Annotated in this window: 26 protein-coding genes; 12 read left to right on the top strand and 14 right to left on the bottom strand. The window is 75.7% G+C overall.

Translation table 11 applies throughout. The features are described 5' to 3' along the window. Positions 1 to 13 precede the first annotated feature (13 nt). Positions 14 to 2686 carry an ATP-binding protein gene (locus ACI8AG_RS03285; RefSeq protein ID WP_456595899.1) on the top strand — a complete coding sequence of 891 codons (2673 nt, stop codon included), beginning with the start codon at positions 14 to 16 and terminating at the stop codon, positions 2684 to 2686. A 12-nt stretch (positions 2687 to 2698) separates the two neighbouring features. Here ACI8AG_RS03285 and ACI8AG_RS03280 read toward each other — a convergent pair whose 3' ends face one another. Beyond that, positions 2699 to 4165: a circularly permuted type 2 ATP-grasp protein gene (locus ACI8AG_RS03280; protein ID WP_456595898.1), complete on the bottom strand. Its 1467-nt coding sequence runs from the start codon at positions 4163 to 4165 to the stop codon at positions 2699 to 2701. Further along, positions 4162 to 6060, bottom strand: a complete 1899-nt coding sequence (locus ACI8AG_RS03275) for a S9 family peptidase (RefSeq protein ID WP_456595897.1) — start codon at positions 6058 to 6060, stop codon at positions 4162 to 4164. The genes ACI8AG_RS03280 and ACI8AG_RS03275 overlap by 4 nt, the downstream gene beginning before the upstream one ends. A gap of 251 nt (positions 6061 to 6311) precedes the next feature. Between ACI8AG_RS03275 and sepH the strand changes: the two genes are divergently transcribed. Both sepH and ACI8AG_RS03265 read left to right on the top strand, forming a co-directional pair. After that, positions 6312 to 7214, top strand: coding sequence for a septation protein SepH (gene sepH / locus ACI8AG_RS03270; protein WP_456588047.1), 903 nt, complete (start codon positions 6312 to 6314; stop codon positions 7212 to 7214). 46 nt (positions 7215 to 7260) lie between these two features. Then, positions 7261 to 7734 carry a general stress protein gene (locus ACI8AG_RS03265; RefSeq protein WP_456588048.1) on the top strand — a complete coding sequence of 158 codons (474 nt, stop codon included), beginning with the start codon at positions 7261 to 7263 and terminating at the stop codon, positions 7732 to 7734. Here ACI8AG_RS03265 and ACI8AG_RS03260 read toward each other — a convergent pair whose 3' ends face one another. Beyond that, complete coding sequence (locus ACI8AG_RS03260; protein ID WP_456595896.1) at positions 7735 to 8541, bottom strand: TrmH family RNA methyltransferase; 807 nt, start codon at positions 8539 to 8541, stop codon at positions 7735 to 7737. It lies immediately after the preceding gene. Positions 8542 to 8672: 131 nt separating this feature from the next. On the opposite strand from ACI8AG_RS03260, the gene ACI8AG_RS03255 reads away from it, so the two are divergent. From ACI8AG_RS03255 to ACI8AG_RS03245, 3 genes are all read left to right on the top strand, one after another. Next, entirely contained in the window at positions 8673 to 9392 is a 720-nt protein-coding gene (locus ACI8AG_RS03255; RefSeq protein ID WP_456595895.1) for an ABC transporter ATP-binding protein, read from the top strand. After that, positions 9389 to 10153, top strand: a complete 765-nt coding sequence (locus ACI8AG_RS03250) for an ABC transporter permease (protein WP_456588051.1) — start codon at positions 9389 to 9391, stop codon at positions 10151 to 10153. The genes ACI8AG_RS03255 and ACI8AG_RS03250 overlap by 4 nt, the downstream gene beginning before the upstream one ends. Positions 10154 to 10221: 68 nt before the next feature. Continuing rightward, complete coding sequence (locus tag ACI8AG_RS03245; RefSeq protein ID WP_456595894.1) at positions 10222 to 10773, top strand: TetR/AcrR family transcriptional regulator; 552 nt, start codon at positions 10222 to 10224, stop codon at positions 10771 to 10773. Between the two features lie 10 nt (positions 10774 to 10783). Here the strand turns inward: ACI8AG_RS03245 and ACI8AG_RS03240 are convergent, their stop codons facing one another. The 6 genes from ACI8AG_RS03240 to ACI8AG_RS03215 form a co-directional block, all read right to left on the bottom strand. Continuing rightward, complete coding sequence (locus tag ACI8AG_RS03240; protein ID WP_456595893.1) at positions 10784 to 11617, bottom strand: acyl-CoA thioesterase; 834 nt, start codon at positions 11615 to 11617, stop codon at positions 10784 to 10786. 84 nt (positions 11618 to 11701) lie between these two features. Continuing rightward, on the bottom strand, positions 11702 to 12268 hold the full coding sequence (gene thpR, locus ACI8AG_RS03235) for an RNA 2',3'-cyclic phosphodiesterase (RefSeq protein WP_456595952.1): 567 nt from the start codon (positions 12266 to 12268) through the stop codon (positions 11702 to 11704). Then, positions 12265 to 12648: a hypothetical protein gene (locus tag ACI8AG_RS03230; protein WP_456588243.1), complete on the bottom strand. Its 384-nt coding sequence runs from the start codon at positions 12646 to 12648 to the stop codon at positions 12265 to 12267. Before ACI8AG_RS03230 ends, thpR begins: the two co-directional genes overlap by 4 nt. A gap of 60 nt (positions 12649 to 12708) precedes the next feature. Further along, a complete protein-coding gene (locus ACI8AG_RS03225; protein ID WP_456588054.1) occupies positions 12709 to 14091 on the bottom strand; it encodes an MFS transporter in 1383 nt (460 codons plus the stop codon). Beyond that, complete coding sequence (locus ACI8AG_RS03220; protein WP_456588055.1) at positions 14072 to 14521, bottom strand: MarR family winged helix-turn-helix transcriptional regulator; 450 nt, start codon at positions 14519 to 14521, stop codon at positions 14072 to 14074. The genes ACI8AG_RS03225 and ACI8AG_RS03220 overlap by 20 nt, the downstream gene beginning before the upstream one ends. Positions 14522 to 14552: 31 nt before the next feature. Next, on the bottom strand, positions 14553 to 16112 hold the full coding sequence (locus ACI8AG_RS03215) for an NCS2 family permease (protein ID WP_456588056.1): 1560 nt from the start codon (positions 16110 to 16112) through the stop codon (positions 14553 to 14555). 106 nt (positions 16113 to 16218) lie between these two features. Here ACI8AG_RS03215 and ACI8AG_RS03210 point away from each other — a divergent pair, with 106 nt between their 5' ends. Next, the gene (locus ACI8AG_RS03210; protein ID WP_456588057.1) at positions 16219 to 16446 is read left to right on the top strand and encodes a DUF2530 domain-containing protein; all 228 of its coding nucleotides are present in this window, start codon (positions 16219 to 16221) and stop codon (positions 16444 to 16446) included. Positions 16447 to 16453: 7 nt separating this feature from the next. On the opposite strand, the gene ACI8AG_RS03205 is transcribed toward ACI8AG_RS03210, so the two are convergent. Then, the gene (locus ACI8AG_RS03205) at positions 16454 to 17263 is read right to left on the bottom strand and encodes a DUF3027 domain-containing protein (protein ID WP_456595892.1); all 810 of its coding nucleotides are present in this window, start codon (positions 17261 to 17263) and stop codon (positions 16454 to 16456) included. A 65-nt stretch (positions 17264 to 17328) separates the two neighbouring features. Between ACI8AG_RS03205 and ACI8AG_RS03200 the strand changes: the two genes are divergently transcribed. Beyond that, positions 17329 to 18828 carry an MFS transporter gene (locus tag ACI8AG_RS03200; RefSeq protein WP_456595891.1) on the top strand — a complete coding sequence of 500 codons (1500 nt, stop codon included), beginning with the start codon at positions 17329 to 17331 and terminating at the stop codon, positions 18826 to 18828. After that, entirely contained in the window at positions 18825 to 19289 is a 465-nt protein-coding gene (locus ACI8AG_RS03195) for a DUF2771 family protein (RefSeq protein ID WP_456595890.1), read from the top strand. Before ACI8AG_RS03200 ends, ACI8AG_RS03195 begins: the two co-directional genes overlap by 4 nt. A 10-nt stretch (positions 19290 to 19299) precedes the next feature. On the opposite strand, the gene ACI8AG_RS03190 is transcribed toward ACI8AG_RS03195, so the two are convergent. After that, on the bottom strand, positions 19300 to 19692 hold the full coding sequence (locus ACI8AG_RS03190) for a cold-shock protein (protein ID WP_456588061.1): 393 nt from the start codon (positions 19690 to 19692) through the stop codon (positions 19300 to 19302). Between the two features lie 140 nt (positions 19693 to 19832). Here ACI8AG_RS03190 and ACI8AG_RS03185 point away from each other — a divergent pair, with 140 nt between their 5' ends. Together ACI8AG_RS03185 and ACI8AG_RS03180 are read left to right on the top strand one after the other, a co-directional pair. Next, positions 19833 to 20174 carry a YidH family protein gene (locus ACI8AG_RS03185; protein ID WP_456595889.1) on the top strand — a complete coding sequence of 114 codons (342 nt, stop codon included), beginning with the start codon at positions 19833 to 19835 and terminating at the stop codon, positions 20172 to 20174. Beyond that, the gene (locus ACI8AG_RS03180; RefSeq protein WP_456595888.1) at positions 20171 to 20491 is read left to right on the top strand and encodes a DUF202 domain-containing protein; all 321 of its coding nucleotides are present in this window, start codon (positions 20171 to 20173) and stop codon (positions 20489 to 20491) included. Before ACI8AG_RS03185 ends, ACI8AG_RS03180 begins: the two co-directional genes overlap by 4 nt. Here ACI8AG_RS03180 and ACI8AG_RS03175 read toward each other — a convergent pair. Continuing rightward, positions 20478 to 21044: a nucleotidyltransferase family protein gene (locus ACI8AG_RS03175; RefSeq protein WP_456595887.1), complete on the bottom strand. Its 567-nt coding sequence runs from the start codon at positions 21042 to 21044 to the stop codon at positions 20478 to 20480. The genes ACI8AG_RS03180 and ACI8AG_RS03175 overlap by 14 nt on opposite strands. Before the next feature lie 74 nt (positions 21045 to 21118). Here ACI8AG_RS03175 and ACI8AG_RS03170 point away from each other — a divergent pair, with 74 nt between their 5' ends. Then, positions 21119 to 21886 (top strand): endonuclease/exonuclease/phosphatase family protein, encoded by a 768-nt coding sequence (locus tag ACI8AG_RS03170; RefSeq protein WP_456595886.1) that lies wholly within the window; start codon positions 21119 to 21121, stop codon positions 21884 to 21886. Positions 21887 to 21957: 71 nt separating this feature from the next. Here the strand turns inward: ACI8AG_RS03170 and ACI8AG_RS03165 are convergent, their stop codons facing one another. Both ACI8AG_RS03165 and ACI8AG_RS03160 read right to left on the bottom strand, forming a co-directional pair. Next, positions 21958 to 23613, bottom strand: a complete 1656-nt coding sequence (locus ACI8AG_RS03165) for an AMP-binding protein (RefSeq protein WP_456595885.1) — start codon at positions 23611 to 23613, stop codon at positions 21958 to 21960. Continuing rightward, entirely contained in the window at positions 23610 to 23837 is a 228-nt protein-coding gene (locus tag ACI8AG_RS03160) for a hypothetical protein (RefSeq protein ID WP_456588067.1), read from the bottom strand. The genes ACI8AG_RS03165 and ACI8AG_RS03160 overlap by 4 nt, the downstream gene beginning before the upstream one ends. Positions 23838 to 23889 lie beyond the last annotated feature (52 nt).

The following is a 23889-nucleotide window of genomic DNA, read 5'->3' as shown; positions in this document are numbered from 1 at the left end:
GCGGGAGGTGAGTGTGGGCCCCGATGTCCCGTCGGGCCCCGGGATCGGCGACCTGTTCGCCGCCGGGGGCGAGGCCGGCCGGATCATGGCCGGCCTCGACTGGGCGAGCACCCCGCTCGGCCCCGTGGCCGGCTGGCCGGCCAGCCTGCGTTTCGCCGTGCGCACGGTGCTGGTGTCCAGGTTCCCGATGGTGCTGACCTGGGGCCCGGACTTCCTGCAGTTCTACAACGACGCCTACGCGCCCCTCATCGGCGCGAAGCACCCGGCGATCGGCCAGGACATCCGGCAGACCCTCGCCGAGGGCTGGAACGCGCTCGGGCCCCCGATCGAGCACGCGATGGCCACGCGCGAGGCCTCCTGGCTGCCGGGGCTGCTGCTGCTCCTCGAACGCGCCGGATACCGGGAGGAGACCTACTTCACCGTCTCCCACGCGCCGGCCTTCGACGACGACGGCCGGGTCGCCGGCATCCACGCCGTCTGCACGGAGGTCACCGGTGAGCTGCTCGCCGCCCGCCGCCAGCAGCTGCTGCACACGCTGTCGGTGGCGGGCACGCAGCTCGCCGACGAGCGGCACACGGTCGCGACCATGTGCGCGGCCCTGCGCTCGAACCCGCTCGACATCCCCTTCGCCGCCGTCTACCTCGCCACCGACGAGGGCGCCTTCGCCCGCGTGGCGACGACCGGGGTCGACGCCGCACTCCTGCCCGCGGTCGCCGACGCCGGCGCGGCACTACCGCCGGTCGCCTCCCTGGGGCTGACCGGCGGTCCCTGGGACGACCCGGTGACCGACGCGGTGGTGCTGCCGCTGGCGTCCGGCCACGACGCCGAGCCGGCAGGCCTGCTGGTCCTCGGCACCTCGCCCAACCGGGCCGTGGACGCCGACTACGAGGCCTTCCACCAGCTGGTGGCCGGCCAGTTCACCGGCGCGCTGGCCACCATCCGGGCGTTCGAGGACGAGCGTCGGCGGGCCGAGTCGCTCGCCGAGCTCGACCGCGCGAAGACCACCTTCTTCGCCGACGTCAGCCACGAGCTGCGCACGCCGCTCACGCTGCTGCTGGGCCCGATCGGCGACGTCCTCGAGAACACCGACCCGCCGTTGGGCGACGACGTCCGCGAGCAGCTCTCCCTGGCGCTGCGCAACGGGCAGCGCCTGCAGCGGCTGGTCAACGACCTGCTGGACTTCGCCGGCATCGAGGCCGGGCGGGCCACCCCGGTCCGCGTGGAGACCGACGTCCCGGCGTTCACCGCCGAGCTCGCCGGCATCTTCCGGTCGGCCGCCGAGCGGGCCGGGCTGCGCCTCACCGTCGCCTGCCCGCCCCTGCACCGCCCGGCCTACGTCGACCCCCGGATGTGGGAGAAGATCGTCGTCAACCTGCTGGCCAACGCGGTGAAGTACACCTTCGTCGGCGGCATCGACGTGGCTGTGCGCGGCACCGGAGACGGCTTCGAGCTCACCGTCGCCGACACCGGCGTGGGCATCGTCGCCGAGGAGCTGCCGCACCTGTTCGAGCGTTTCCACCGGGTGTCGGGCGCGACCGCCCGCACGCGGGAGGGCACCGGCATCGGCCTGGCGCTGGTGCAGGAGCTCGCCGCCCTGCACGGCGGCACGGTGACGGTGACCAGCGAGCCGGGGCGGGGCAGCACGTTCACCGTCGCCCTGCCGTTCGGCGCCCCCGACGCCGTCGTCGACGGTCCTGCGGCCGTCCCGTCGGAGGCCGCCCACGGCGAGGCCGAGGGCTGGGAGCGGGAGGTCTCGCGCCCGGCCGACCGGGCTCCCGGCGCGGCGGACGCCACTGCGGTCCTGGTGGTGGACGACAACGCGGACATGCGCGGCTACCTCGACCGCCTGCTGCGGCCGCACTGGACGGTGCGCACGGCGGCCGACGGGCAGGAGGCGCTCGCCGCGGTGGCCGAGCAGCGGCCGGCCCTCGTGCTGACCGACGTGATGATGCCGCGCGTCGACGGCTTCGAGCTGCTCCGGGCGCTGCGCGGGGACCCGGCCACCCGGGACATCCCGGTGATCATGCTGACGGCCCGCGCCGGGCAGGACGCCTCGGTCGAGGGCCTGGAGGCCGGCGCCGACGACTACCTGGCCAAGCCGTTCCGCGCCGCGGAACTGCTCGCCCGGGTACGGGTGGTGCTCGAGCGGGCGGCCGGTCGCGCCGTGACCCCGGCGACGACGCGGGAGGTCGGCGAGCCGCCCCGGCCGGCCGCCTCCCCGCTGCCCGCGCCGCTGGTGGCCACGCCGGTGGGTCGGCCGGCACCGGACGCGGGTCCGCAGACGTCGACCGGCCCCGACGGCGCCCGGCACCGGGCGCACTGGCAGCTGCCGTCGGCGCCCTCCTCGATCCCGGTGATCCGCCGCCGGCTCCGCGTCCTCCTGGCCGATGCCGGGGTGGGCGCCGACCAGTCCTACGACCTGCTCCTGGCGGCCTGCGAGGCGGCCAGCAACGCGATCGAGCACGCTCAGGAGCCGACCCGGCCCGTCGTCGAGGTCACCGCCGTCGTCGGGGACGGCGCGGTGGAGATCACTGTCCGCGACCACGGCCAGTGGCGGGAGCGGGTGCCGAGCATGGACCGCGGCCGCGGCTCCACGCTGATGAGCGCGGTCGCCGAGGTCACCGCCGTCCCGGGCCCCGAGGGGACGACCGTGCGGATCCGGTCGGCGCTGCAGCCGGCCGCCTGACCGCGGAGCTCCTCAGCGGAGCAGCCAGGTGTCCTTGCTCGCCCGGTCGAGCTCCCCCGGCCGGTCGTCCCGGGCCACCCGGGTCAGGGCGAGCGGCAGGGTGGCGGTGGTCTCGCCGGCCACGGAGAACAGCCGCAGCTCCACCGGCCGGGGACGCAGGCACCCGTCGACCAGCGTCGGCGCCGTCGAGGCGGCCAGCGGCTCCCGGGCCACGAACCGGTGCGGGGCGGCGGCGATCTCGGCCCGCAGCGCAGCGAGCTCCGCCGCCGAGCAGGCCGGGCCGAGCACCACCTGTCGGCCGCCGTACCCGGCGACCGACTCCACCTCCAGCTCCGGCAGCCGGTCGGCGACCTCCGCCCACGCCGCGGGGTCGGCGAGCACCCACGTCCGCGCCGAACCCAGCAGCGGCTCCTCGCCGAGGTAGAAGCGGATCATGGCCGGGACCCATGCGTAGCCCGCCGCGTCGTCGGCCACCCCGTTGCCGGGCACGTTGGCCAGCCCGAGCCGCCCGGCCCGCACCGCTTCGGTGAGCGCCAGCCCGAGCGGGACGCCCGCGCCGGTGGGGTAGGCGCCGAGCAGCGCGTCGTCGAAGCGCCGGTAGAGCACGTCGACCGGTACCCGGCCCCCGTCGACGGCGACCTCCACTCCCCCGTCGGCGCGCGGCCACAGGTCACCGGCCCGCACCAGCGGGGCGTCGAGGGCGTCGGCCAACAGCCGGTGCTCGAACCAGGACCCGTCGCTCTCGCCCTGGGTGAGCACCGCGATCCGCGGCGCCCCGGGCACCGCCGGCGGGGCGGCGGCCGCCAGTGCACCGGCCAGCAGCGGAACGGCGTCCCCCGGTTCCCGCAGCCGCTCCCCGGCACCGGCGAACAGCTCCGGCAGCGCGGCGCGGGCGGAGTCCCGGTCGGCGAGCGCGTACCCGATGCCGGACGGCACCCGCAGGTCGTCGCGGAGCACCACCCAGCGGTCGTCGTCGGTGCGGACGAGGTCGGCCGCGGCGACGGTCGCGCGAGGCTGACCCCGCCACGCGCGGGCGACGGCGTCCGGATCCCGGCCCGGCCCGTGCGTCACGGCCCACTCGGGCAGCGCACCGGCCCGGACGATCTCGGCCGCGCGGTCGGGGTCGCCGCGCCGGCGCCCGGCCGGGCGGTAGGCGTCGGCGAGGAAGGCGTTCAGCGCCCGGTGCCGCTGCGCCATCCCGGCCGACAGCGTCCGCCACGTGCCGGCGTCGACCAACCGTGGCACGGGGTCCAGGGGCACCGGGCGCAACTGCTGCCGGCCGTCCACCCACGTGCCGACGACGACGCCGCGTTCCTGCCGCCGGAGCCGCAGCTCCGCCTCGGCGGCCGCCAGCCCGGTCGCCCCGAGCCGCTCCAGGGCAGCGATCGGCCCGGCCCACCCGTCGCGCAGCCGGCCGTCGGCAGCGACGGCCTCGTCGCTGCGGGCGGTGGGGTAACCGGCGAAGAGTTCCCCGCTCACAGCCACCGATCGAACCAGGCGGCGAGCCGCTCGCCCAGTTCGACCAGGTGCTCCCGGCCGACGATGGCGTGCCCCTCGCCGGCGAAGAGCAGCAGGTCGGCGCGCGCACCGCGCGCCTGCAGCGCCTGGTGCGCCTGCACCGACTCGGCCACCGGCACGTTCGTGTCGCGGTCCCCGTGCACGAGGAGCACCGGCGCGGTGAGCCGGTCCAGGGCCGTCATCGGCGAGAGGGCGGCCAGCATCTCGCGGTCGGCGACCGGGTCGCCGTACTCGGTCACCGAGGCCGCGGCCATCCACGGCTCGGTGCCGGCGAAGAAGGTGCGCAGGTCGCTCATCCCGGCCAGCGAGGTGCCGGCCGCGAAGAGCTCGGGCCACCGGGTGAGGGCGACGAGGGTGAGGTACCCGCCGTAGGACCAGCCGTGGGCGCCGACCCGGCCGGGCGCCGCGATGCCCGCGGTCACCAGCTCGTCCACCGTCGTCCGGACGTCGGCGAACGAGGACTCGCGCGCGGGCCCGTCGTCGGCGGTCATGAAGGCCCGCCCGAACCCGCCCGAGCCGCGCACGTTCGGGGCGAAGACCGTGAGCCCCGCGGCCACCATGCTCTGCGTGATCGGCGACCAGTTCGGCCGCGCCTGCCCCTCCGGTCCGCCGTGGAAGCTGACCACCGTGCGGTTGGGGCCGCGGGTGCCCTCGGGCACGTACAGCCAGCCGGAGAGCCGGACGCCGTCCGGGGCGAGGTACTCGTGGCGCACCGGCTCGACCACGCCCGGCACCTCCGGGCTGGTGGGCGAGCAGGCGAGCGGTTCGGGTGCGCCCGCGCCGTCGAGCGGCACCCGCCACAGCCCCCGGGGGGCGCGCGGCCCGGACAGCTCGGCGATCAGCGCGTCGCCGTCGGCGGCCGGCGCCCACCCCGACAGCACCGGTCGGGGGAGCTCGATCCGCCGCACCACGGCCCCGTCGGCCCTGGCGTGCAGCCACAGCTGGCTCACCCCGTCGGCGTTCCACACCGCGAGCACCGTGCCGTCGGGGCGCACCGCGTACCCGTCGAGGTCCGCGTCGGCGCGCTGCAGGACCGTCCGGCCGGGTCCGGGCACCCCGTCGGTCAGGGGGACGGCGACCAGGCCGGCGCGATCGGCCCCGGGCGGCCCGGGCAGCGCGGCACGGACGTGCACGGTGGCCCCGTCGTCGGTGAACCGGCCGTCCTCGGAGGCGATGCCGCCGGGGGCGTCCAGGGGGAGGACCCGCCGCTGGATGCCCGTGGCGACGTCGATGACCACGATGTGCCGGTAGGCGCGCGGGCCGCACCGGGCGAGGACGGTGCGGTGGTCGGCGGAGACGGCGGTGACGACGAGGAAGCCGCCGGAGGCCAGCGCACGCTGCTCTCCGGTGACCACGTCGACCAGGACCACGTCGGCGTCCGGTCCGCTGCCCGGGGCGATCGAGCAGGCGTAGTGCCGCGGCCCCACCCAGCAACCGGCGAAGACCGCCGAACGTGGATCGGCACCGGCCACCAGCCGGCGATCCGTGCCGTCGGGGCGGACGACGTGCAGTTCGGCGCAGATGGACCCGCCGGGGCTGACCAGGTAGGCCAGCCGCGCGCCGTCGGGTGACCAGGCGGCGGAGATCACCTCCTGGTCGGCGCCGGACACCTGGACCGGCGGGGTCCGGCCGTCCAGCGCGGCCACCTCCAGCCGGGGCAGCCCCGACCGGTCGGTGACGTAGGCGACGCGGCGGCCGTCCGGGGCCGGCGCCGGGCACCAGGCCGCGGTGGCCCCGGCGATCCCTGCGATGGCGCGGCGGACCCGCGCCGGCAGCACCTCCGGGGGCGCCAGGAGCTCCAGGGCGGCGCATCCCGCGGGCGCGGCCGTCCACTGGTCGGTCACGGGGCTGGCCATCGCTCCTCCTCGGCTCGGTACGGCGCCGCCGGCGAGCCGCCCACTGTGGCGGTCGCGCGTTTCGGGCGTGTGTCAGCGCTGACATCGGCGTACGACGACGTCGTCCGCACCCCTCCCCCGGGGGAACCCGCCGCTCCCCGCCGCAGACGCGCCACGCCGGTGCGCCTGCGCGCCGCTCGCGCCCGATCCCGATAACCTCGGGGACCGGGATCGGCGTCCGGACCCACCGCGCCGGCTGCAGGAGGTCGCCCATGCGCACACTGCGCCTCGTGGCGCTCTCCGACGACGGGAAGAGCCTCGTCCTCGTCGCGGACGGCCCCGACAGCCCCGACGGCGAGCGGTTCGAGCTCCCGATCGACGAACGCGTCCGTGCGGCGGCCCGCGGGGACGCCCGCCGGCTGACCCAGATCGACGTCGACTCCGGCAGCGAGCTCCCGCCCCGGGTGATCCAGTCCCGCATCCGTGCCGGGGAGACCCCCGAGCAGGTCGCCGCCGCCACGGGTGCCCGGGTGGAGCGGATCATGCGTTTCGCCCACCCCGTGCTGCAGGAACGGGAGCGCGTGGCCACCCAGGCCCGCGAGGCGCGGGTCCGGCTCACCGACGGGGCACCGGGCGCGGTGCTCCAGCACTTCATGGTCGAACGGCTGCGGCTCATCGACACCGACATCGACGCCGTCGCGTGGGACGCCCACCGGGACGACGAGGGCACCTGGGTGGTCACCGGCGCGTGGCGCGCAGGGGCCAAGTCCGGCACCGCGCGCTGGAACTTCGACCTGCAGTCCCGCACGGTCTCCCCGGGGGACGCCGCGACGGCGGACTTCGCCGAGGGCACCCGCCTGGTGCGGGTCGTGCCCGAGGTGCCGGCCGGCCTGCCCTCGCCGGCCGCCCGCAACCGGCCGGTCTCGGTGGTGCGCAGCCCGGAGCCGCCCCCCGCCCCGGCCGGGGAGGACGACGCGCCCGTGCGCGACGTGCACGCCCCCGACGGGACCCCGGCCGACGACGAGGCGCTGGCCACCCTGCTCGACGAGGTCGCCGAGCACGACACCGTGGTGCTCGGCCGGGGGCAGAGCACCGACGAGGACGGCGACGAGGACCCGCGCGCCCGCATCCCGGCGTGGGAGGACATCGTCTTCGGGGTCCGCCGCAACCGCTGACCAACCGCACGTGGAACAGCCGGCAGGACTGGGTAGTCGCTCCGGCATGAGTGCTTCGGTGTCGATGCCGCTGGGCGGCGTGCAGGTCGGTTCCTACGACAGCTACGAGCGGGCGCAGGCCGCCGTCGACTACCTCTCCGACGAGAAGTTCGCGGTCGAGAACGTGACGATCATCGGGAGCGACCTGCGCATGGTCGAGACGGTGACCGGCCGCATGACGACGGGCCGGGCGGTCGCCGCAGGCGCCGCGGCCGGCGCCTGGTGGGGTCTGTTCGTCGGCCTCCTGCTGGGCATCTTCGCGCCCGACGGGACCAGCTGGATCGGGTCGGTGCTGACCGGCCTGCTCATCGGTCTGGCCTTCGGCGCCGCCTTCGGCGGCATGGGGTACGCCGCCACCCGGGGCAAGCGCGACTTCACCAGCACCAGCAAGATCGTCGCCAGCCGGTACGACGTGATGTGCCACCCCTCGCACGCCGAGGAGGCCCGCGCGATGCTGGCCCGGTTCTCGCTGCGCGGCTGACTAGCGCAGGGTGGCGAAGGCCACCGCCGCGGCGGCGGCCACACCGAGGGAGTCGACCCCGCTGCGCATCGGGATGCGGGCCCGCACCCGCGCCGTCCGCTGCGCCCCCGGCGTGAGACCCGGCCCCTCGGCGCCCAGCAGCACGGCGGTGCGCGGGTGGGCCCGAGGGTCGACGTCGCCGAGGTCCACCGCGTCGGCCGCCGGGGTGAGCGCGACGGTGAGGTAGCCCGCTTCGTGCAGCCGCGCGAGCCCAGCCGGCCAGTCGGGCAGGACGGCGAACGGCAGCGAGAGCACGTGCCCCATCGAGACCCGCACCGAACGGCGGTACAGCGGGTCGGCGCAGCGCGGGTCCAGCAGCAGCCCGTCGACGCCGAGGGCCACCGCCGAACGCGCGATCGAGCCCAGGTTCTCGGCGTCGTTGAGCGCCTCGAGGACCGCCAGCCGGCGCGGCCCCGCCGGGTCCGGGCCGGTCAGCACCTCGTCCGGGTCGGCCGGCGGGAGGCGGTCGGCGGAGGCGACCACGCCGCGGGTGAGCCGGAACCCGATGACCTCCGAGAGCACCCACTTGTCCGCCTCGAAGGCCGGGACGTCCCCGGGCAGGCCGAGCGCGGCCACCCGTCCCGGCACACCGAACACCGCGCGCACCCGGTACGGCGAGGCGAGCAGGCGCTCGACCGCCGGTACCCCCTCCACGATGACCGGCCCGGTGCCCCGCTCCCTGCCCGCCGGGCGGTCCCCGGCCTTGAGGTCGCGGAAATCTGCGACGCGGGGATCGGCCGGGTCGGTGATGACGACGGGTGCAGGCACGGGCGCCGATTCTGCCCGCACCGGGCGGGCGACCCTGCGCGCGCCCGGCCGCGGGCGCGCGACCCGTTGACGGCACCCAGCAACTCATCTAGCGTTGAGTTCATCATTCGTTGAGTTGTGGGGAGCGCGTCATGGACGCCGTCACCGTCACCGATCTCGTCGTCGACCGCGGGAAGCGCCGCGTGCTCCCCGGTCTCTCCTTCGCCGTCCCGGCGGGCCAGGTGACCGGGCTGCTCGGGCCGAGCGGCAGTGGGAAGAGCACGCTGATGCGGGCGGTCGTCGGGGTGCAGCGGGTGCGGTCCGGCACGGTCACCGTGCTCGGGGAGCCCGCCGGCTCCCCCGGCCTGCGCAGACGGGTCGGGTACGTCACCCAGGCGCCCAGCGTCTACCCCGACCTCACCGTCCGGGAGAACGCCCGCTACTTCGCCGCCCTGTACGGCCGCGGGGCGCGCGAGGCCGATGCCGCGATCGCCGACGTCGGGCTGGGCGGAGCCGCCGGGCAGCTCGTCGCCGACCTCTCCGGCGGGCAGCGCGGCCGCGCCTCCCTGGCGTGCGCACTGGTCGGCGAGCCCGAGCTGCTGGTCCTCGACGAGCCGACCGTCGGCCTGGACCCGGTGCTCCGGGTCGAGCTCTGGGAGCGCTTCCACGCCCTGGCCCGCGCCGGGACGACGCTGGTCGTGTCCAGCCACGTGATGGACGAGGCCGCCCGGTGCGACCGGCTCCTCCTTCTCCGCGACGGCGCGCTGCTCGCCGACACGACACCGGGGCAGCTGCGCGCCGACGGCCGCTCCGACGACCTGGAGACGGCGTTTCTGACCGTCGTCCGTGCCCGCGAGGCGGTGGCCCGGTGACCGCCGCCGGCCCGCGGCTCACCGCGACGACCGCGGCCCGCGTCCTGCGCCAGCTGCGGCACGACCACCGCACGATCGCGATGCTGCTCGTGCTGCCGAGTCTGCTCCTGGGCCTGCTGTACCTGCTGTGGGCGGACGTCCCGACCGCCCCCGGGCAGCCCGGCACCTTCGACCGCGTCGGGCTGGCGATGCTCGGCGTCTTCCCCTTCGTCGTGATGTTCCTCGTGACCAGCATCGCCATGCTGCGCGAGCGCACGTCCGGCACGCTCGAGCGGCTGCTCACCACTCCCCTGTCCCGGCTGGACCTGCTGCTCGGCTACGGCCTGGCGTTCGGGCTGGCCGCGGGTGTGCAGGCGGTGGTCACCGTGACGGTGGCGACGACGCTGTACGACCTGGACGTGGCCGGGTCCGTCGGGCTCGTCGTCCTCGTCGCCGTGGTCGACGCCGTGCTCGGGGTCGCGCTGGGGCTGCTGGCCAGCGCCTTCGCGCGCAGCGAGTTCCAGGCGGTGCAGTTCATGCCGGTGGTCGTCCTGCCCCAGTTCTTCCTCTGCGGGCTGCTCGTCCCCCGCGAGCAGATGGCCGGGTGGCTGCAGGCCATCAGCGACGTCCTCCCGCTGACCTACGCGGTCGAGGCCCTGCGCGAGGTCGGGCGCTCGGCGGAGGCGACCGGCACGATGGTGCTGGACGTCGGCATCGTGGCCGGCGCCGCCCTGCTGGCGCTCGCGCTGGCGGCGGCCACCCTGCGGAGGAGGACCGACTGAGCGCCGGCGACCACCCACCACGGCGACGCACCGGACGGCGTCCCGGCAGCCCCGGTACCCGGGACGCGGTGCTGGCCGCCGCGCGGGAGGCGTTCGCCGAGCGGGGGTTCGACGGCGCCACCATCCGGCAGATCGCCACCGCGGCCGGCGTCGACCCCGCCCTGGTGCACCACTACTTCGGCAGCAAGAACCAGCTCTTCCTCGCCGCGATCGAGGCCCCGGCCGACCCTGCCCAGCTGCTGCCCGAGGTGCTCGCCGGCACGCGGGAGGAGCTGGGCGGCAACGTCGTCCGCATGCTGCTGCGAGTCTGGGACGGGCCGGGGCGCACCGCCGGCCTGGCGCTGGTGCGCTCGGCGGTGGGCAACGAGTGGACCGCCCGCCTGCTGCGCGAGTTCCTGGTCACCCAGGTGCTGCGCCGGGTGCTCGGCTCCCTGGACCTCGACCCCGCCGAGCGCGACGCCCGGGGCGCCCTGGCCGCCTCGCAGCTGGCCGGGCTGGTGGTCACCCGGTACGTGCTGCGCCTGGAGCCGCTCGCGTCGGCCCCGCCCGAGTGGCTGGTGGGCACGATCGGCCCCACGGTGCAGCGCTACCTCACCGGCGAGCTGGACCTGCCCCGCTGAGCGGTGCGGGTCAGCTGCGGCGCGCGGTACGGGCCAGCTGGCGGCTCTGCGCGACCAGCCGCCCGGTGGAGTCCCAGACCCGGTAGTCCTCGTCGGACCAGCCGCCGGCGATCTCGCTGGCCCGCGCCTCCACGAGGCACCAGCCCGGGGCCGGCAGCGCCCGCACGAGCACCTGCAGCTGCACGGTCGGCGCCCAGCCCATCCGGCCGGTGGCGAAGCTCGTGGGCGGCAGCACGTCGGCGAAGGTGAGCAGCGCCAGCGGGTCGGCCGGGCGACCGTCGGCCAGCCGCACCCACGCCCGGAGCACCGGCTCGTCGGAGGGCTGCCCGAGCGCCCACGTCGCGGTGGCCGGGTCCAGCCGGCTCTCCACGTGCCGCGTCAGCCCGGGCAGCTGCACCGGCACGGCCGCCAGGTGCGCGTTCGCGGCCATGTCGATGCACTCGTCGGGCCCGGGCACCTCGGGCACCGGGAGGGAGTACTCGGGGGCGTCGTCGGCGAGCGTCGCCGTCGTCGCCTGGACCGTGAGGACCGGCCCGTTCGCGTCCGCCAGGGTGACCAGCGAGTGGGCCAGCGTCCGACCCGCCGGCCCGGGCGTCACGGCGAGGGTGGCGGGACCGGCCGCCGCCGCCCGCAGGTAGCTGGCCGACAGCGCGACCGGGTGCTCGTGCGGGCTCTCCAGCACCGCCGCGCGCCCGGCGACCGACAGCAGGTAGCCGCCGTTGAGGATCCCGCGACCGACCTCCCACTCCGGGTGGAGGTCGGCGAGGAGCGCGCCGGCCTCGCCCCGCCGCACGGCGGTCGCGGCGTCGAAGTCGGAGAGGGCCTGGTCAGCGTTGTGCGGCACGTCGGACAGGGTGCCAGGGCGGCCGGCGTGGACCGCACGCACCTCGGCTCGGGCGACCGCGCCGCCCCGCCTGCATGCGGTGACTCAGCCGACCGCCCAGTGGGCGACCACCGTGTACGCCGGCTCGGCACCGAGCCGGCTCTCCCAGAGCCGGATCTCGCGCACCGGCCACTCCGGCCCCCGGTAGCCGGCGAGCCGGTCGGTCAGCGAACCGTCGGCGGGCCGCCCGGGGCGCCAGCGCCCCAGGGTGAGGTGCGGGCGGAACGGCCGGTCCTCCACCGGCAGCTCCAGACCGCGGGCGACCCCGGCCAGCCGCCCGGCCAGCGCGGCCAGCGGGTCGACGTCGCCGTCGAGCCCGGCCCAGGCCACCTGCGGACGGCGCACCGACCCGAACCGCCCGCCCCCGGCCAGCCGCAGCGTCATCGGCGGCGTCGCGGCGACGGCGGGCGCGGCGGCGGCCACGAGACCGGGCACCACGGCGTCCGGGACCTCGCCCAGGAACAGCAGCGTCAGGTGCCAGCGCTCGGCACGGCTCCACCGCGGCGCCCCCGGGAGCTCCCGCAGCGGGGCCAGCGCCCGCTCGAGGTCGCGGCGCGCGGACTCGGGCGGGTCGACGGCGAAGAAGAGCCGGCGCGCGGGACCGGCGGTCAGAGGGGCACCTGCAGCCCCGCGGCGCGCAGCGCGCAGGCGACCCGGAGGCGCTCGACCTCGCGGGCGCGGTCCTGCCGCAGCGCGGCCAGGTCCGAGGTCACCCCGAGCATCCCGGCCGCCTCGAGGAGGACGTCGTCGTACGCGGCCTGCAGCGCGCGGCGGCGGGCCATCGGCACCCCGGCCGCCACCAGCTCGAGCTGGCGCCCGAGCCGACGCAGGTCCGCGGCCACGTGCTGCACCGAGCGCCCGGGCGCCGCGGGGTGCCGCGCCGCGTGGCGGCGGGCCGATCGAGCCTCGATCCACCGGATCAGCGGGCCGAAGCCGGCGACCAGGCCGGCGAACGCGGCGAGCAGTGCGACGAGCTGGATGAGTGCGGCCATGGCGTTCCCCTGCGCACGGGCGGTTCCGGTGCCCGCCGACGGTACGCGCACCCCGGCCGCTCAGAGCGACTGCTGGCCGGGGGCCTTCTCGCTGAGCTCCTCCTCCACGGTGCGCACCTGCGCGGAGGGGACGGCCGGGCGGGGGGCGGCCTGGACCCGCAGCCGCAGCGGCGTGCGCTGCACCGCCAGCCGCAGGCCTCCGCGGTGGGCCAGCCAGGCCGCGGCGCCGAGGCCGGCGACGACGCACACCCCGCCGCCGAGGATGAGCCCCCAGGGGGCACCCAGGTGCTCGGAGACCCACCCGACCAGCGGCGCGCCGACCGGGGTGCCGCCCATGAAGCACATGAAGTAGAGCGCCATGACCCGCCCGCGCATCTGCGGGTCGACGCCGAGCTGGACGAAGCTGTTGTTCGCCACGCTGAACACCAGCGCCGCCGCGCCGGTCGGTACGAGCAGCAGCGCGAAGCTGAGGTGGGTGGGCATGAGCCCGGCGACGACCGTGCAGGCACCGAAGACCACCGCCGAGCCGACGAGGAAGCGCTGCCGGGGCCGCACGCTGCGCCGGGTGGACAGCAGCGCACCGGTCAGCGAGCCGACGGCGAAGCAGGTGGACAGCAGCCCGAACGCCTGGGCGCCGAGGTCGAAGGTCTCCCGGGCCATCAGCGCGATGGTGACCTGGTAGTTGAAGCCGAAGGTGCCGAGGACGAACGCCAGCCCCATCGCCAGCAGCAGGTCGGGGTGGGCCCAGGTGTAGGCGAGCCCGGCGCGCAGCTGCCCCCGCCCCCGCGCCACCGGCGGGCTCGGGGTGAGCTCGTCGGTCCGCATGCCGGCGAGCGCGGCGAGGGTGAAGGCGAAGCTGGCGGCGTTGAGGAAGAAGGCCGGCGCGGTGTTGCCCGACGCCGCTCCGATCAGCAACCCGGCCAGCGCCGGCCCGACCAGCCGGGCCCCGTTGAAGATGGTCGAGTTGAGGCTGACCGCGTTGGTGATCAGCGCGGGGCCGACCATCTCCGGGACGAACGCCTGGCGCACGGGCATGTCGACGGCGGAGACCGCGCCGAGCATCCCGGCCAGCACGAACACGTGCCACAGCGCCACCGCCCCGGTGGCCACCAGTACCCCGAGGACCAGCGAGAGCAGCCCCATGGCGCTCTGGCTGACCAGCAGCAGCCGGCGCTTGGGGTAGCGGTCGGCGAGCACGCCGCCGTACATGCTCAGCAGCAGCGACGGGCCGAACTGCAGGGCGGTGATCAGCCCGAGCGCCACGCCGCTGTCGTCGGACAGCTGCAGCACCAGCCAGTCCTGGCCGATGCGCTGGATCCAGGTACCGGTGAGGCTGAGCAGGTTGGCCGAGGCGTAGCGGCGGAAGTTGCGCACCCGCAGGGCGCGGAACATGCCGCGCCCCGGCTCCGGCGGCGTCCGCTGGTCAGTGCTCGTCCAGGTCACCCCTGGCCAGCTCGTCCATGATCTCGGCCGCCTCGCGCAGGACCGCCCGCTCCTCGGCGGTCAGCTGCTGCAGCCGGCCGGCGAGCCACGCCTCCCGCGCCCGCGCCTCCGCCGACAGCAGCTCCTCGGCCGCCGGCGTGAGCTCGATGATCACCTGGCGCCCGTCGGTGGGGTGCGGCGTGCGGGTCACCAGCCCGGCCGTCTCCAGCGCGACGACGACGCGGGTCATCGACGGCGGCTGCACCCGCTCGTGGCCGGCCAGCTCCCCCGGGCTCATCGGGCCGTGCTGCTTGAGCGTCGACAGCGCCGCGAGGTGGGTGAGGGTGACCGAGGTGTCCACCCGCTGGTTGCGCAGTCGCCGGGAGAACCGCATGACCGCCAGCCGCAGCTCGTGGGCGAGCGCGGCGGTGTCCAGCGTCGTCCGGCCCACGATCGTTAGCCTAACTCAGCAGCCGCCGGGGTCAGAAGAGCTGCTGCAGCGGCTCGAGCGCGAAGTAGACGCCGAACATGAGCGCCACCACCCACATGAGCGGGTGGATGTCCCGGCGCCGCCCGACCGCCAGCCGCAGCAGCACGAAGCTGATGACGCCGGCCCCGATGCCGTTGGTGATCGAGTAGGTGAACGGCATCAGCGCGATGGTGAGGAACGCCGGGATGACCAGGGACATGTCGTCCCAGGTGAGGTGCTTGATCTGGCTGATCATCAGCGCGCCGACGATGACGAGCGCGGGGGCGGCTGCCTCCGACGGCACCACCGCCACCAGCGGGGTGAAGAAGACCGCGACCAGGAACAGCAGGCCGGTGACGATGCTGGCCAGCCCCGTGCGGGCGCCGTCGGCCACACCGGCGGTGCTCTCGATGTACGTGGTGTTCGACGAGACGCTGCCCGCGCCACCCGCGGCGGCGGCCAGCGAGTCGACGAGCAGGACCGGCTGCGACTTGGGCAGGTTGCGCTTCTCGTCGAGCAGGTCGCCCTCGGCCCCCACGGCGGTCACCGTGCCGACGGTGTCGAAGAAGTCCGCGATCATGATCGAGAAGACGATGAGCAGGGCGGCGACGACGCCGATGCGCTCGAACCCGCCGAACAGGGAGAAGTTGCCGAGCAGCGAGAAGTCCGGGCTGCCGACGACGTCGTCGGGCAGCGCCGGCACCTGCAGCGCCCACCCGCGGGGGTTCTCCCCGTCGTCGCCGAAGCGGGGGCCGACCCCGGCGATCGCCTCGACGACGATGGCGAGCACCGTCGTCGCCACGATGCCGATGAGCAGCGCGCCCTTGACCTTGCGGACGACCAGCAGGCTCATGAGGAGCAGGCCGACGACGAAGACGAGCATCGGCCAGCCGGCGAGCTGCCCGCCGACACCGAAGCTGATCAGCGGGTTGCCCGGCCGGATGATGCCGGCGTCGGCCAGCCCGATGATCGCCAGGAAGAACCCGATGCCGACGGCGATCGCGGTCTTCAGCTGGGCCGGGATCGCCTCGAAGACGGCCCGGCGGAAGCCGGTCAGCACCAGGACGGTGATGAGCAGGCCCTCGAGCACGACCAGGCCCATGACCTCCGGCCAGGACAGCTGCGTGGCCGCGAAGACGGCGACGATCGCGTTGATGCCCAGGCCGGTGGCCAGCGCGAACGGGTAGCGCCCGACGATGCCCATGAGCAGCGTCAGCGCGCCGGCGAGCAGCGCGGTGACCGCGGCGATCGACCCGAACGGGAGCACCGTGCCCTCGACGTCGGCGCCCGGCGTGCCGTCCGGCCCCGCGATGCTGGTCAGGATGATCGGGTTGAGCACCACGATGTAGGCCATCGTGAAGAAGGTCGTGATCCCGCCGCGCACCTCACGGCTCACCGTCGACCGGCGCGCGCTGATCTCGAAGTAGCGGTCCAGCCCGTTCTTCGGCCGCACCCGCGGCCCCTCGCTGCGGCGCGGGGTGGTGGGAGGCGTGCCGGCCGAGACGTCGGCGGGGGTGCTGCCGTCGGTGGCGGCGGCGCTGGCGCCACCGGACGGACGGGACTTCTGCGGCATGCGGGTTCTCCGGGGCGGTGCGAGCGGCCAACGAGCGGCGCCAGCGTGCCACACGCACGTGGCAGGCCGGTCGCCCCGTGACCGAGCCGGGATCTAAGGTGCCGTCGTGCCCGGTCCCGGAAAGCAGGCTCCCCCGCCGTTGCAGGTGGACACCGCGCGCGTGGTGCTCGCCGGGATCGCGCTGTGGGCGGTCGCCCTGGTCGTCCTGCTGCTGCTGGGCGACCGGGTGGACCGGATGTGGACCTGGACGTGCGTCGCCGCGATCGGGCTGGCGCTCCTGGGGCTCGGCGTCATGAAGCTGCAGGGGCAGCTGGGCCGGCGCGACCGCGGCTGACCCGCGATCAGTCGCTCAGGACGTCGTACTCCGAGGTGTCGTAGCGCGCGGAGGTGACCACCTCGGTCTCCTCGACGACGACGAGGGTCGCCTGGCTGTGCGCGCCGCACCCGTAGTCGGCCGCCACGACCCGACCGTCGCCGGGGGCGTAGGCGTTCCCGCACGCACCGACGAACTGCCGCAGCGAGCCGGCCAGCGGGAGGTAGAACCCGCAGGTCGCGCAGGGGCCGGGTGCCTGCCGGGCCATCGGCGACGTCGGGCCGAACTCCCCCGACGTCCAGCGGGCCACCGCCTCCGACCGGCCCTCCCGCGACATGACGCGCTCCCGGCCGAGACCGATCTCGGCGGCGACCACCCGTCCCTCCGGGTCGTCGGCGGAGTCGTCGTCGGTCGTGTACGCCGGCACCAGCCGCGGGTCGTCCTCGGTGGCCGGCAGGACGTCGCCCACCGAGAGGTCGCCCGGCCGCAGCCGCTCGTGCCACGGCACCCAGGCCGGGGCCAGCAGCGCCTGCTCACCGGGGAGGAGCACCACCTCGTCGACGGTGATCCGCTCCTCGCCGGGAACCCGGGCGATCGTGACCGCCCAGTGCCAGCCGACGTAGCCGGGCAGCCGGCTGGCGAAGGTGTGCGTGAGCACCTCCCCCAGCTCGGGGGGGCCGACCGACTCCGCGGTGGCCCCCAGGTGCTCGCCGACCGCGTCGGCGGCGCCGGCCGTCTCGACGGCCGCCGCCCGGGCCTGCTCGATCGCGGCGGTCAGCGGCTCGGCCGCTGGGGAGGCGGGCCGGACGGGCGCGGGGGACTCGGACACGGCTCCCATTGTGGCGGACGACCGGTCCGGCGTCGCGGACCGGACTCCCAGGTGGGTGCGGCACCATGGGCGGCGTGTCCGCCTCCAGCCGCCCGCCCGGCGCACGCCGGTGGTCGCGGCCGGGCAGGCAGGAGGCGGCGGCGCCGCTGGACACCACCCCGCTGGACACCACCCCGCTCGGGGTGCCGCGGCCGCAGACCCGGCCGATGCCCGCGGCCACCCCGAAGATCACCGTCACCCGGGTCGCCGCCGCCCGCAGCCGCGAGCTGACCACCGCCGCCGCACGCCGGATCCGCGCCGCCAGCCGGGCCGACGGCGCGGGTGAGAGCGGGCTGACCCAGCTGCTGTGGGTGAACGCCCTGCACATGGCCGGTGACGCGATGATCGCCGTCTCCCTGGCCGGCACGCTGTTCTTCGCCGCGACCACCGATGCGCAGCGCGGCAACGTCGCGCTCTACCTGCTGGTGACCATGGCGCCCTTCGCGCTCCTGGCGCCGGTCATCGGCCCGGCGCTGGACCGGCTGCAGCGCGGCCGCCGGTGGGCGCTGGCGGCGTCCCTGGGCGGGCGGGCAGCGCTGGCCCTGGTGATGGCCGGGCACTTCGACGACCTGTGGCTGTACCCGGCGGCCCTGGGGGTGCTGGTGCTGTCGAAGGCGCACAACGTGCTGCGGGCGGCGGTGGTCCCCCGCGTGCTGCCGGGCGCGATGTCGCTGACCTCGGCGAACGCGCGGCTGTCGGTCTTCGGCCTGGCGACGGCAGGGGTGGCCGGTGGCCTGGCCGCCGGGGTGGCCGCGCTGATCGGCTTCGACTGGGAGCTGTGGGCGACCGCCGCGGTGTTCCTGTGCGGGGCGGTGCTGGCCGTCCGGCTCCCCCGGCACGTCGACGTCCCGGCGGGCGAGGAGCCCGCCGACGTCCTGCGCACCGCCGAGATCCCGGTGCAGCGCCGGGGACGCCGGCGGGTGAGCCCGCACGTGGTGCTGGCGCTGCGGGCCAACGCGGCGCTGCGCGGCCTGGGCGGCTTCCTCACCATCTTCGCCGCCTTCCTGGTGCAGGCGACGTTCGCCGACGGCTGGTCGGCCACCCTCGCGCTCGGCGCGCTCGCGGCCGCCGCGGGGCTCGGCAGCTTCACCGGGACCGCGGTGGGCTCGCGGCTGCACACCGCCGCCCCCGACCGCCTCGTGCTCCACGCGGCGTCCGCCGCCGCGGCGGTGACCGTGCTGGCCGCGATCTTCTACGGGTTCGCCATGGCGGTGCTCGTGGCCGGCGTCTCCGCCGTCGCCAACGCCCTCGGCAAGGTATCGCTGGACGCGATCATCCAGCGCGAGGTGCCCGAGCGCCTGCGCGCCTCGGCGTTCGCCCGCTCCGAGACGATGCTGCAGCTGGCCTGGGTGGCCGGCGGGGCGCTCGGCATCGCGCTGCCGCCGGTCGGCTGGATCGGGTTCACCGTCGCGGCGGCCCTGCTCGTGCTCGCCGTCGCCCTGATCCTGTGGAGCCTCTACCGCAGCCACCCCCCGGCAGCCGCGCCGGGGGGCCCGGAGGCGCCGACGACGCCGGTGGGACCGTCGTGGTCGTGAGAGCTCCCCTCCCCGCGCTGCTGCTCGCCGTCTGCGCGGCCGGTTCGCTGTCGGCCTGCGCGGGCGAGCCCGCGACCCCCGAGGAGATCCGGGTGCAGGCCGGCGGCCAGGACGTCACCGCCGGGCCGACCCAGTACTGCCTCGACGGCGAGGGGCAGCGCTACAGCACGAGGCCGCCGGTGGTCGAGGTCTCCCCGGGCACCACCATCTCCCTGACCGTCCCCGAGGCGATCGCCGAACGGGGCTGGCAGGTGCAGGTGTTCGACGAGTCGCTGGAGGAGCTCATCGGCGAGGTGGACGTCCCGGCGGGCACCGAGACGTTCGACGGGATCAGCTCCTCCGACGTCGTCCCGCCAGCCTTCTACCTCGTGGTGGTCGAGGACGCCGGCGGCGACTGCGGCGAGTTCACCGCGGCCTGGCCGGTCGGCTTCCTGCGCGCAGGCGGCGAGCTGGCGGGCTGAGCGGCGGCGCTCAGCCCTCCAGGTCGGTGGCGACGGCGCGCAGCACGGCGGCGACCTTCCGGGCGTGGCCGCGATCGGGGTAGCGGCCGTGGCGCAGCCCCTCGGAGACGTCGTCGAGCAGCTTGATCAGGTCCTCGACGATCGGGACCAGCTCGTCGGGCTTCTTGCGGTTGGCCGCGGCGACGGTGGCCGCCACCGACGGGAGCGGGTCGAGGATGCGGACCTGCAGCGCCTGGTCGCCGCGGCGGCCGGCGACGATGCCGAACTCCACGCGCTGACCGGGCTTGAGGTCGGTGCCGGCGGGCAGCGCGTCCTTGTGCACGAAGACGTCGGGACCGTCCTCGCGGGACAGGAAGCCGAAGCCCTTCTCCGCGTTGAACCACTTCACTCTGCCGGTGGGCACGGTGGATTCCCTCAGTTCCTCGCTCTGGCGCGGCACGCTGGCCGGTCGGACGACGGCGGCAGGACGCCGCTGGTCACCAGGTTAGCCGCCGCGCCGCCGCGCCGACCTGCCGATTCCGGGCGGGTCCCTACGCTGGGCCGGTGCCCGACCACCCCGACTACCGCTTCACCCTGGCCAACGAGCGCACGCTGCTGGCCTGGCTGCGGACCGGGCTGGCGCTGGTCGCGGGCGGGGTCGCCGTCGCCACCTACGCCCCCGACCTCGGGGTCCCGTGGGGCAGCTCCGCCGTCGCGCTGGCGCTGGTCGCCATCGGCCTGGGCATCGCGCTGACCGGGTACCGCCGGTGGCGGGCCAACGAGGCGGCGATCGAGGCCGGGCGGGCGCTGCCCTCGAGCGTGCTCGTCCCCGCCGTGGTCGCCGCCGTGAGCGCCGTGGTGGTCGTCGTCGGCGTCCTCGTGGGCCTGGAGGTCCTGCGCGGGTGACCGACCCGGTGGAGACCCAGCCCGAACGGACCGCACTGGCCTGGCAGCGCACCGGGCTGGGGCTGCTCGCCGTGGGCGGGCTGGTGGCGCACCGGGCGCTGGACGCGGACCGGCCCGCGCTCCTCGTCGCCGGCGGGGTCACCGCGTTGCTCGGGCTGCTGCTGCTCGGAGGGCTCGCTCCCGCCCGCTACCGGCAGGTGCGCCGCAGGGTGGCCGACGGCGGGCGCGTCTCGAGCCCCGCGCTGGCCCGCGCGGCGACCGCCACCGTCGTCCTCACCGCCCTCGCCGCCGCCGTGGCCGTGCTCATCCCGGGCTGACGTCCGGGGTGATCCGGAGCCGGTCCAGCAGCGCCAGGAAGACGACGGCGAAGTCGTTCTCCGCCACCTCGCGGGCCACCAGCTCCCAGTCGACCTGCTCGCGCAGCGCGCGGGCGACCGGTAGCAGCCGGGAGAAGTCGCAGTAGTGCTCGTCCAGGGCCATCAGCTTGGACACCACGATGTCGGTCGGCGCCAGCACCGGCATCTGCACGGAGAGGACGGGCAGCGTCTCGGCGCGGTCGACCAGGTCGTTCCCCGCGGGGCGTCCGCAGGCCCGCCAGATCACGTCGACGAAGACGTCGTCCCGCACGATCTTCAGCAGCCAGTCCTCGGCCGGCTCCACCACCTGCAGGCCGGCGTCGGCGAGCGCTTGGGCCGCCCGCCCGGCCTCGGCCGCCGGGACGAGGAAGTCGGCGTCGTGATCGGGCTCGGGCGCACCGCGCGCCCAGGCGGCGTAGCCGCCGCAGAGCGCGAACGGCACGTCCCCCTGCTTCAGCGCGACCGCGGTCCGCTTCAGCAGGTCGCGCACCTGCTCCCGGGGAGACGTCTGCACCCAGCGCCTGCTACCCGCAGGTAACGCCCGCACACAGCGGGGTAGACCGGGCGCCCGGCGGGCACTGGGAGCGGGTGCGCATCGCGACCTTCAACCTCCTGCACGGACGCTCGCTCGACGACGGCCGGGTCGACGTCGACCGGCTGGCCGCCGCGGTCAAGACCCTGGACGCCGACGTCCTCGGTCTGCAGGAGGTCGACCGCGACCAGCCGCGGTCGCACGGCGCCGACCTGACCGCCGTCGCGGCCGAGGCGATGGGGGCCGTCGACTCCCAGTTCGTCGCGGCGCTGTCCGGGACGCCCGGCGGCACCTGGATGGCCGCCACCGGCGACGAGCAGCCGGGGTCGGCCAGCTACGGCATCTCCCTGCTCTCCCGGTACCCGGTGGTCTCCTGGCGGGTGGTCCAGCTGGACGCGCTGCGGGTGAGCGTGCCGCTGTGGTCGCAGCAGTCCCGCCGTCCGTTCCTGGCCCGGGACGAGCCCCGCGTGGCCGTCGCGGCCGTCATCGACGGCCCCTCCGGGCAGGTCACCGTGTGCAACACCCACCTGTCGTTCATCCCCGGGTGGAACGCCCACCAGCTGCGCACGCTGGTGCGCTCGCTCGCGGGCACGCCGGAGCCCCTGGTGCTGATCGGTGACCTCAACATGCAGCAGCGCGCGGCCGCGCGGCACAGCGGGCTGCGCCCGGTCGCGACGGCGGCGACGTTCCCGGCGCCCCGGCCGACCCGGCAGCTGGACCACGTCCTGGTGCGCGGCGGCATCCGGGCCGGCGGCCCGGCCGAGGCGGTGCGGCTCCCCCTGTCCGACCACCGCGCACTCGTCGTCCCGGTCGCCCCGGGGTGACGGACTGGAACGGCCACCCTTCAGGGGCCCGCGCCGAGCGTGCGAGGCGTGGGGGGAAGGGTGGTCCTTCTTCAGGCGTTGCGCACGGCCGCCGCGGACTCCAGCCCCAGCTCCGCCACCGACACCTGGCGCATCTCCACCTTGCGGATCTTGCCGGTCACCGTCATCGGGAACTCGTCGACGACCTTCACGTACCGCGGCACCTTGTAGTGGGCCAGCTTGCCGGCGCAGAACTCGCGGAGGCTCTCGGCGGTGAGCGGCTCGGCGCCCTCGCGCAGCCGCACCCAGGCCATGAGCTCCTCCCCGTACCGCTCGTCGGGGACGCCGATGACCTGCGCGTCGACGATGTCGGGGTGGGTGTAGAGGAACTCCTCGATCTCCCGCGGGTACACGTTCTCCCCGCCGCGGATGACCATGTCCTTGATCCGGCCGACGATGTTGAGGTAGCCGGCGTCGTCCATGACGGCGAGGTCGCCGGTGTGCATCCAGCGAGCGCGGTCGATGACCTCCGCGGTCTTCTCCGGCTCGTCCCAGTAGCCGAGCATCACCGAGTAGCCGCGGGTGCAGAACTCGCCGGGGGTCCCGCGGGGGACGGTCAGCCCGGTCGCCGGGTCGACGACCTTCACCTCCAGGTGCGGGTGCACCCGGCCGACGGTGGAGGTGCGCCGCTCCAGGTCGTCGTCGGCACCGGTCTGCGTGGAGACCGGCGAGGTCTCGGTCATGCCGTAGCAGATGGTCACCTCGGTCATGCCCATCTCGGCGACCACCCGCTTCATCACCTCCACCGGGCACGGCGAGCCGGCCATGATGCCGGTGCGCAGGCTGGAGAGGTCGTACTCGCCGAAGTTCGGCAGCCCGAGCTCCGCGATGAACATCGTCGGGACGCCGTACAGCGAGGTGCAGCGCTCGTCCTGCACGGCCTGCAGCGTCAGCGCGGGATCGAACCCCGGCGCCGGGATGACCATCGTCGCGCCGTGGCTGGTGGCGCCGAGGTTGCCCATCCCCATGCCGAAGCAGTGGTAGTACGGCACCGGGATGCAGACGCGGTCGGCCTCGGTGTAGCCGCACCCCTCGCCGACGAAGAACCCGTTGTTGAGCAGGTTGTGGTGGGTGAGCGTGGCGCCCTTCGGGAAGCCGGTCGTGCCCGACGTGTACTGGATGTTGATCGGGTCGTCGGCGGAGAGCTGCGTCTCGCGCTCGGCGAGCAGCCCCCGGTCCCCCTCCCGGCCCGCGTGCATCAGCGCGTCCCACTCCGGGGAGCCCAGGAAGACGACCTCGCGCAGCTCGGGGCACTCACCGCGCACCTCGGCGACCATGGCGCGGTAGTCGCTGGTCTTGAACGCAGGGGCCGCGACCAGCACGGAGATCCCGGCCTGCTTCAGCACGTAGGCGAGCTCGTGGGTGCGGTAGGCCGGGTTGATGTTCACCAGGATCGCGCCGAGCTTCGCCGTCGCGTACTGGACGAACACCCACTCGGCGCAGTTGGGCGCCCAGATGCCGACCCGGTCACCCTTGGCCACGCCGAGGGCGTCGAGCCCCAGCGCGCAGGCATCGACGTCGTCGACCAGCTGGGGATAGGTCCAGCGGCGACCGGAGGCGCACTCGACGAGCGCCTCGTGGTCGCCCACCCGTGCCGCCGTCCGATCCAGGTTCGCCCCGATCGTGTCGCCCAGCAGGGGGACCGTGGAGGTCCCGCTGCTGTAGGACGGCAGCGCGGGCGCGCTCACCGCCGCCGGCCCTCTGCGGTCTGGACGCCGGCCCGGTTGGGCTTGTCCGTCGGGTGGGCGTAGCGCAGGCGCTCCGGCGGGATCGGGAAGCCGTGGTCCTCGCCGAACGGCGACAGCGGGCCGGCGACCGAGGCCACGAGCTCGGTGATCGGCGGACCGCCGCCGTCGGACTCGCCCCAGGTGGGTTCCACCAGGTGGGCGTGCTTCTCGTTGCGCTTGGCCATGACGCCTCCGTGTGCGGTCGCGGGTGCACCGCGCGGTGCACTGTCCCCCACA

It is taken from the genome of Blastococcus sp. SYSU DS0552, from assembly GCF_054050815.1.
Note: the sequence above shows the minus strand (reverse complement) of the source record. Positions and strands in the feature narration are given on the sequence as shown.